Origin of the sequence: Mesorhizobium sp. M0870 (assembly GCF_040319775.1) — a bacterium.
In the GTDB taxonomy this organism is placed as follows: domain Bacteria; phylum Pseudomonadota; class Alphaproteobacteria; order Rhizobiales; family Rhizobiaceae; genus Mesorhizobium.
Map to the genome: position 1 here is coordinate 244,410 of NZ_JAMYOI010000007.1, position 8,812 is coordinate 253,221.

The 8,812-nt window shown below is 63.9% G+C and carries 5 protein-coding genes; 4 read left to right on the forward strand and 1 reads right to left on the reverse strand.

Annotated elements, in window-relative coordinates:
- Positions 1–170 precede the first annotated feature (170 nt).
- Positions 171–926 carry a DUF502 domain-containing protein gene (locus NKH97_RS11740; RefSeq protein ID WP_027036784.1) on the forward strand — a complete coding sequence of 252 codons (756 nt, stop codon included), beginning with the start codon at positions 171–173 and terminating at the stop codon, positions 924–926.
- On the opposite strand, the gene recG is transcribed toward NKH97_RS11740, so the two are convergent.
- Positions 878–2,986 carry an ATP-dependent DNA helicase RecG gene (gene recG, locus NKH97_RS11745; RefSeq protein ID WP_352773331.1) on the reverse strand — a complete coding sequence of 703 codons (2,109 nt, stop codon included), beginning with the start codon at positions 2,984–2,986 and terminating at the stop codon, positions 878–880. The genes NKH97_RS11740 and recG overlap by 49 nt on opposite strands.
- 308 nt (positions 2,987–3,294) lie before the next feature.
- On the opposite strand from recG, the gene NKH97_RS11750 reads away from it, so the two are divergent.
- From NKH97_RS11750 to NKH97_RS11760, 3 genes are all read left to right on the forward strand, one after another.
- A complete protein-coding gene (locus NKH97_RS11750) occupies positions 3,295–3,582 on the forward strand; it encodes a succinate dehydrogenase assembly factor 2 (protein ID WP_352440274.1) in 288 nt (95 codons plus the stop codon).
- A 72-nt stretch (positions 3,583–3,654) separates the two neighbouring features.
- Positions 3,655–7,152: a transcription-repair coupling factor gene (gene mfd, locus NKH97_RS11755; RefSeq protein WP_352773334.1), complete on the forward strand. Its 3,498-nt coding sequence runs from the start codon at positions 3,655–3,657 to the stop codon at positions 7,150–7,152.
- Positions 7,153–7,285: 133 nt separating this feature from the next.
- Positions 7,286–8,659, forward strand: a complete 1,374-nt coding sequence (locus NKH97_RS11760) for a class II 3-deoxy-7-phosphoheptulonate synthase (RefSeq protein WP_352796884.1) — start codon at positions 7,286–7,288, stop codon at positions 8,657–8,659.
- Positions 8,660–8,812: the final 153 nt, after the last annotated feature.

The following is an 8,812-nucleotide window of genomic DNA, read 5'->3' on the forward strand; positions in this document are numbered from 1 at the left end:
CCGTGGATGACGAAGGGGAGGGATGTTTCGGCTAATCGCGAACGTATGCTGCTTCCGTTTGGATTGCTTCGCTGGAAGCGGCGGCATAATCGGCTCTTTAAAAACTTCGCAGTTCCAAAGCTTCGTCCGGTTCACTAATGTTGCGCTGCAACCCGCGCCTCCGGTGAATCATGTCCGACGCTCCCAAGACTTCCGGCGTGACCCGGCTGAGGAACTATTTCCTCACGGGCTTCATTGTCTGCGCGCCGCTGGCGATCACCGCCTACATTGCATGGTCTTTCATCGGCTGGGTCGATTCCTGGGTGAAACCCTATATTCCGGCCCGCTACAGCCCTGACACCTATTTGTCGTTTCCGGTGCCGGGGTTCGGGCTGATCGTCGCGTTGATCCTGATCACGCTGATAGGCTTCCTGACGGCCAACATAGTCGGCCGCGCCATCGTCAATTTCGGCGAGCGCCTGCTTGGCCGCATGCCGCTGGTGCGCGGCATCTATGGCTCGCTGAAGCAGATTTTCGAGACCGTGCTGTCGAACAAGGGTGACATGTTCCGCCAGGTCGGGCTGGTCGAATATCCGCGCAAGGGTGTGTGGTCGCTGGTGTTCGTCGCCAGCGAGAAGGAAACCGAGATCAACCAAAAGCTCGACCAGGAAGGCGATCCGCTGATTGCCGTGTTCATGCCGTGCACGCCGAACCCGACCACCGGATTCCTGATGTATGTGCCGAAGTCGGACATCGTGCTGCTCGACATGACGATCGAGGACGGCGCCAAGCTGATCGTCTCGGCCGGGCTGGTGGCGCCCGAGGTCAAGCAAATGGTTGTCGTGAATGGCGAGCCGATCGAGGGGATGCTCGCCAACCCGTCGGTTGCCGCCCTGGCTCAGCCGGCGCGCAGGAGCCGCACGGCCTCGTCGCGGCCGAACAAATAAAGCAGCAGGCGCAACGCCTCGCCACGCTGCGATTGCAGCTCCGGGTCGCGCGACAGGATCAGCCTGGCATCGTCGCGGGCGGCCTCCAGAAGATCGGCATGCGCCTCGATGCGCGCCACCTGGAAACCCGGCGTGCCGGACTGGCGGGTGCCAAGCAATTCGCCTTCGCCGCGCAGCTTCAGGTCCTCCTCGGCGATCAGGAACCCGTCCTCGGTCTCGCGCATCACCGACAGCCGGCGTTTCGCGGTCTCGCCGAGCGGGTCCTTGTAGAGCAGCACGCAGGAGGAGGGCTTGTCGCCACGCCCGACCCGGCCGCGCAACTGATGCAATTGGGCGAGGCCGAAGCGCTCGGCGTGCTCGATGACCATGACGGTGGCGTCCGGTACGTCGACGCCGACCTCGATGACCGTGGTGGCGATCAGGATGCGTGTCTCGCCCTGCTTGAAGGCGCGCATCGCCTCGTCCTTGTCGGCACCTTTCATGCGGCCGTGAACGAGCCCGATACGGTCGCCGAACAATGGTTTCAGCGAGGCGAAGCGGTCCTCGGCCGACATCAGCTTGATTTCTTCGGATTCCTCGACCAGCGGACAGATCCAGTAGATCTTCTGGCCGCCGGCCACCGCCTCGACCATGCGGCCGATCAGTTCATCGAGCCGCTCCAGCGGCAGAGTAACGGTACGGATCGGCTGGCGGCCGGCCGGTTTTTCCGTCAGTTTCGACACGTCCATGTCGCCGAAAGCGGTCAGCACCAGCGTGCGCGGGATGGGAGTGGCCGTCATCACCAGCATGTCGGGCGCATCGCCCTTGGCGGTGATGGCGAGCCGTTGATGGACGCCGAAACGGTGCTGCTCGTCGATCACGGCAAAGACCAGGTCGTGGAACATGACCGTCTCCTGGAACAGCGCATGGGTGCCGACGACGATGTCGATCTCGCCGCTTGCCAGGCCGGCCAGCGTATCAGCGCGTTCGCGGCCCTTCTCGCGGCCCGTGAGGATGGCGATGCGCAGCCCGACCTTGGCGGCAAGCGGCGTGATGGTCGCCAGATGCTGGCGCGCCAGGATTTCGGTCGGTGCCATCAAGGCCGCCTGGCCGCCAGCCTCGACAGCCCGCGCCATGGCCAACAGCGCGACGACCGTCTTGCCGGAGCCGACATCGCCCTGCAGAAGCCGCAGCATGCGCTCGGGATCGGCGAGGTCGGCATTGATTTCGGCCAGCGCGAACTCCTGGCTCGGTGTCAGCGAATAGGGCAGTGCGGCTCGCAGTTTTTCGACGATGCGGCCGTCGCCGACCAGAGGGCGGCCGGACAGGCGGCGGACTTTTGCCCGCACCAGCGCCAGCGAGACCTGGCCCGCCAGCAGCTCATCATAGGCGAGGCGCCGCCAGGCAGCGCCATCGACGGAGACATCGATCGGGTCGGCCGGATTGTGGATGCGGGCAAGCGCGCCGGCAAAGGAGGGAGACGTGTGGCGGCGCATGAAAGCGCCGTCCTGCCATTCGGGAAATTCGGGCACACGCGCCAGCGCCTGGCCGATCGCCCGGCGCAGCACCTTGCCCGAGAGCCCGGCTGTCAGGGGATAGACCGGTTCGACCAGCGGCAGGTTTTCCGCCTCGCTGGCGAGCGCGATGTGGTCGGGGTGGACCATGCTCGGGCGGCCGTTGAACCATTCCATGCGGCCGGAGACCACGACATGCTCGCCCTCGGGCATCGCCTTTTCGAGATAGGAAGCGTGAGCATGGAAGAAGGTCAGCGCGATCTCGCCGGTGTCGTCATGGGCTAAGACCCGGTAAGGCACCGACCTGTTGCCGCGCGGCGGCGGCTGGTGGCGGTCGATGCGCACCTCCAGCGTCACGATCTGGCCCTCCGCGGATCCTGCGATGCCCGGCCGGCTGCGCCGGTCGATGACGGTGTGCGGCAGCACGAACAGAAGGTCGCCCGCGCGGGCGGGGCGGTCACCCAGATCGGCCGGGACAACCTTCTCGATCAGCGCGCCGACTTTCGGTCCGACGCCGGCAAGCGAGGTGATCGGGACAAACAAGGGATCGAGGATGGAAGGTCTCATCTGAGAGAAACCATGCGGTGTCTGCGCTCACCCCCCTCTGGCCTGCCGGCCATCTCCCCCTCAAGGGGGGCGATTAGCAGTTCTGACCTCGCCCGCCTTGCGCAGTTGGAAATTGGCGAAAGCAGTCGTGCCATACGATCTCCCTCCTTGAGGGGGAGATGTCCGGCAGGACAGAGGGGGGTGCTAGCGCCGATACTGTCAGGAATGTTCGTCACACCGAGATGTTAGACGCCAACCGGGCCGTTGCAAGGCTGACAGCCCCTTCTATCCACGCTATATGCGCCCGCAGCAAGCAAGGATGCGGCACGATGACCGGAACGACGAGATCAAGCGAGGGGCTCGACGTCCGCCGCCGCAAGCTTCTGTTTCGCTCCTGGCATCGCGGCATGCGCGAGATGGACCTTATCCTCGGCACCTTCGCCGACGCTGAGATCGGCGCCTTGACCGGCGACGAAATCGACCAATATGAGAGGCTCCTCGACATTCCCGATACCGAATTCCTGCCCATGGTCACCGGCGAACGCCCGGTGCCGGCCGACATCGATTGTGCCGTCCTGCAAAAGATCCTGGCTTTCCGCCGTTCTCTGACATTCTGAACACAAGCAATTCCAGGAAAAGTACGAAGCGGTTTTCCGTGGGGAATTGCGATAAAACAAGACCGTGATTTGATGAGCCTCATTCCCACCATCGGTTTGCCGAAAGACCGCGCCGGTCAGTTCATCGTCGACGGCGTCGCCGATGGCTACGAAGCCTTTGCGCTGGTGCAGGCAGCACTCGAGATCGCGCCCGACAAGCCGGTTCTGTTCGTCGCGCGCGACGGTCAGCGCCTGCCGGCGATCATCGAGGCGCTGTCTTTCGCGGCCCCCGGCCTGCCGGTGCTGGAACTGCCGGCCTGGGATTGCTTGCCCTACGACCGCGTCTCGCCCGGCTCGGATGCGGCCGCCAAGCGCCTCGATGCACTGACCGCCATGATCGCGCTGGCGAAGAAGCCGCACCGCGCCGTCATTCTCACCACCGCCAATGCGCTGCTGCAGCGCATTCCGCCGGCGGATCTCGTCGAGGCACAGACCTTCCACGCCAGGCCCGGCAACCAGATCGACATGAACGTACTGGTGTCGCGACTGGAAACGTCCGGTTTCGAACGCGTGCCGACCGTGCGCGGTATCGGTGAATTCGCGGTGCGCGGCGGCATTCTCGACCTTTTCGCCCCCGGCTGGACCGAAGCGCTCAGGCTCGACTTCTTCGGCGACACGCTGGAATCGATCCGTGTCTTCGACGCCGCCACGCAGCGCACCACCGGCCAGCGCAAGTCGATGGCGTTGCAGGCGATGAGCGAAGTGGCGCTGACGCCGGAAACCATCAGCCGTTTCCGCCGCTCCTATATCGAAGCCTTTGGCGCTCCACAGCGCGATGACGGGCTCTATGCAGCAGTCAGCGAAGGCAGGCGGTTTGCCGGCATGGAACACTGGCTGCCGTTTTTCTATGAGCGGCTGGAGACGGTGTTCGACTATCTGCCTCACACGCCTGTCATCTTCGACCATCTGGCGCATGAGGCGCTGGCCGAGCGCCACACGCTGATCCTCGACCATTACGAGGCGCGCAAGAAGCAGGCGGACGGTGCCTTGAAGGACGCCGTGCCCTACAAGCCGGTCGCACCGGACCTGCTCTATCTCTCCCCGGAAAACCTGATTGCCTCGCTAGGGCCGCGTGAAGCGATCGACTTCACGCCGTTTGACGCGCCTGACGCCGGCGCGAAAAAGGTTTTTCATGCCGGTTCGCGCCCTGGCCGCAGCTTTGTCGAGGAACGCGCCGACCCGAACGTCAATGTGTTCGACGTTGTCGTCAAACACATCGCCGATGAGCGCGCGGCGCGCCGCCGCGTCGTCATCGCCGGCTGGACCGAGGGCTCGCTCGATCGGCTTGGCCAGATCCTTGCCGAACACCATCTCGGCAACCTCAAGCAGGTTGCAACGCTGGCGGAAGCCGAAAAGCTCGAGCCGGGTCAGGCGGCCTTGGCCGTGCTGCCGCTCGAATCCGGCTTCGAAACCGAAAAACTGGTCGTCGTTGCCGAACAGGACATTCTCGGCGACCGGTTGATCCGGCGCTCGAAACGCAAGAAGCGTCCCTCGGATTTCATTGCCGAGGCCTCGGCATTGTCGGCCGGCGACATTGTCGTCCACGCCGACCACGGCATTGGCCGGTTTATCGGGCTGCGCACCATCGAAGCGGTCGGTGCACCGCATGACTGCCTGGAAATCCACTATGCCGGCGACGACCGGCTGTTCCTGCCGGTCGAGAACATCGAACTCCTGTCGCGCTATGGTTCTGACACAGCCGAGGCGACGCTGGACAAGCTTGGCGGCGGCGCCTGGCAGTCGCGCAAGGCGCGGCTGAAGAAACGCCTGCTTGACATGGCCGGGCAGCTGATCCGCATCGCCGCCGAGCGGCAAATGCGCTCCGCACCGCCACTGGTGCCGGCAGAAGGCCTCTATGGCGAGTTCGCGGCCCGCTTTCCCTATGAGGAGACCGACGACCAGCAGACGGCGATCGACTCGGTGCGCGACGATCTGGCCGCCGGCAAGCCGATGGACCGGCTGATTTGCGGCGATGTCGGCTTCGGCAAGACCGAAGTGGCGCTGCGCGCTGCCTTCATCGCGGCGATGGAAGGCTTTCAGGTGGCGGTTGTGGTGCCGACGACATTGTTGTCGCGCCAGCATTTCAAGACCTTTTCGCAGCGTTTCTCCGGCCTGCCGATCCGTGTCGGCCAGGCGTCGCGGCTAGTCGGCGCCAAGGAACTGGCCGAGACCAAGAAAGGTATCGCCGAGGGCCAGGTCGACATCGTCATCGGTACGCATGCGCTGCTCGGTTCCGCAATCTCGTTCAAGAACCTTGGCCTGCTGATCATCGACGAAGAGCAGCATTTTGGCGTCAAGCACAAGGAGCGGCTGAAGGATTTGAAGACCGACGTGCACGTGCTGACGCTGTCGGCGACGCCGATCCCGCGCACGCTGCAACTGGCGTTGACCGGGGTGCGCGAACTGTCGCTGATCGCCACGCCGCCGGTCGACCGCATGGCGGTGCGCACCTTCATCTCGCCCTTCGATCCGCTGGTCATCCGCGAGACGCTGCTGCGCGAGCGCTATCGTGGCGGCCATTCCTTCTATGTGGTGCCGCGCATCAGCGATCTCTCGGAAATCCAGGATTTCCTGAAGGAATCCGTGCCGGAGTTGAAGGTGGCGGTGGCCCATGGCCAGATGCCGCCGGGCGAACTCGACGACATCATGAATGCCTTCTACGACGGCCAGTACGATGTGCTGTTGTCCACGACCATCGTCGAATCCGGCCTCGACATCCCGACCGCCAACACGCTGATCATCCATCGCGCCGACATGTTCGGCCTGTCGCAGCTTTACCAGTTGCGCGGCCGCGTCGGCCGCTCGAAGGTGCGCGCCTATGCGCTGTTCACGCTGCCGGCCAACCGCAAGCTGACCGACACCGCGGAGCGGAGGCTGAAGGTGCTGCAATCGCTCGATACTCTGGGCGCCGGCTTCCAGCTCGCCAGCCACGATCTCGATATCAGGGGCGCCGGCAATCTTCTCGGCGAAGAGCAGTCCGGCCACATCAAGGAGGTCGGCTTCGAGCTCTACCAGCAGATGCTGGAAGAGGCTGTCGCCGAGGTGAAGGATTCCGGCGAGGTCCAGGATGGCGGCTGGTCGCCGCAGATTGCCGTCGGCACGGCGGTGATGATCCCGGAAAGCTATGTTCCGGACCTGCAGCTTCGGCTGGCGCTTTATCGCCGTCTCGGCGATCTCGAGAACACCGAGGAAATCGACGCTTTCGGCGCCGAGCTGATCGACCGCTTCGGCCCGCTGCCGGAAGAGGTCAAGCATCTGCTCAAGATCGTCTTCATCAAGGCGCTCTGCCGCAAAGCCAATGTCGAGAAGCTCGACGCCGGGCCGAAGGGCGTCGTCATTCATTTCCGCAAGCGCGAATTCTCCAACCCGGTTGGGCTCGTCCGGTTCATCGGCGAGCAGGGCTCGCTGGCCAAGATCCGGCCGGACCACAGCGTCGTCTTCGTACGCGATTGGCCAACCCCCGAGAAGCGATTGGCGGGCTCGGCGGTGGTCATGACGCAGTTGGCGCGGCTGGTGGAGAAGGCGGCATAGCCCGCCCGGACCATTCGCCAGCGCTTGAATTCCGGTCTAGAATACGAAAACGGCTTCGTGTATGGAGCCGCCATCCCATATAGGGGCTGGAGTGGGGGCGAGGGTGCTCGCCGGAAAGAGTGTTGGTGCAGCGATGACGAAATGGTCGCCGAATTCGTGGAGAGCAAAGCCGATCAAGCAGGTTCCTGCCTATCCGGACCTTGCCGCGCTGAAGAACACGGAGGCCCAGCTCGCAACCTTTCCGCCGCTGGTTTTTGCCGGTGAGGCGCGCAAGCTGAAGAAGCAGCTCGCTTCTGTCGCCGCCGGTGACGCATTCCTCCTGCAGGGCGGCGATTGCGCCGAGAGCTTCGCCGAGCATGGCGCGGACAACATCCGCGACTTCTTCCGCGTCTTCCTGCAGATGTCGGTGGTGCTCACCTTCGCCGGCGCGCAGCCGGTGGTGAAGGTCGGCCGCGTTGCCGGCCAGTTCGCCAAGCCGCGATCGTCCGACAACGAGACCAAGGGTGAGGTGACGCTGCCCAGCTATCGCGGCGATATCATCAACGGCATCGAATTCGACCCCAAGTCGCGCATTCCGGACCCCGCTCGCCAGGAGATGGCGTATCGCCAGTCGGCGGCGACGCTCAACCTTTTGCGCGCCTTCGCGCAAGGCGGCTATGCCAGCCTGGAGAATGTGCACCGCTGGATGCTCGGCTTCGTGTCCGACAGTCCGCAGGGCGAGAAATACGAGTCTCTTGCCAACCGCATCACCGAGACGATGGACTTCATGAAGGCCGTCGGCATCACCTCGGAAACCAACTACGCGCTGCGCGAGACCGATTTCTACACCAGCCACGAGGCGCTGCTGCTCGGCTATGAGGAGGCACTGACGCGTGTCGATTCGACCTCCGGCGACTGGTACGCCACCTCGGGTCACATGATCTGGATCGGAGACCGCACCCGCCAGCCCGACCATGCGCATGTCGAATATTGCCGTGGCGTCAAGAACCCGCTCGGCCTGAAATGCGGTCCGTCGCTGATGCCGGACGGCTTGCTGGAGCTGATCGACCTGCTCAATCCCGAGAACGAGCCCGGCCGGCTGACGCTGATCGCCCGCTTCGGTTCCGACAAGGTCGCCGACCATCTGCCGAAGCTGGTTCGCGCGGTGCAGAAGGAAGGCCGCTCCGTGGTGTGGTCGTCGGATCCGATGCACGGCAACACGATCGAGGCCGCCGGCTACAAGACGCGGCCGTTCGACCGCATTCTGAAGGAGGTGCAGACCTTCTTCGAGGTGCACCGCGCCGAAGGCACGCATCCGGGCGGCATCCATGTCGAAATGACCGGCAAGAACGTCACCGAATGCACCGGTGGCGCACGCGCCATCACCGCCGAGGAATTGCAGGACCGCTACCACACCCATTGCGACCCGCGCCTCAATGCCGATCAGGCGATCGAACTGGCCTTCCTGGTCTCGGATCTGTTGAAGAAGAGCCACCCGGTGCAGCACAAGCAGGTTGCCAACGGCTGATTTTCGCGCAGTCCGAATAAGATCCACGAAAGGGCGTCCGAGAAATCGGGCGCCTTTTATGTCTGCGCTAGAGCGATTCCTATTTTGAGAGAATCGTAGGATTCCCAAAGCCGGATGTTTGTGATTCAAGATGCTGGCTGGATTGGAGGCCAG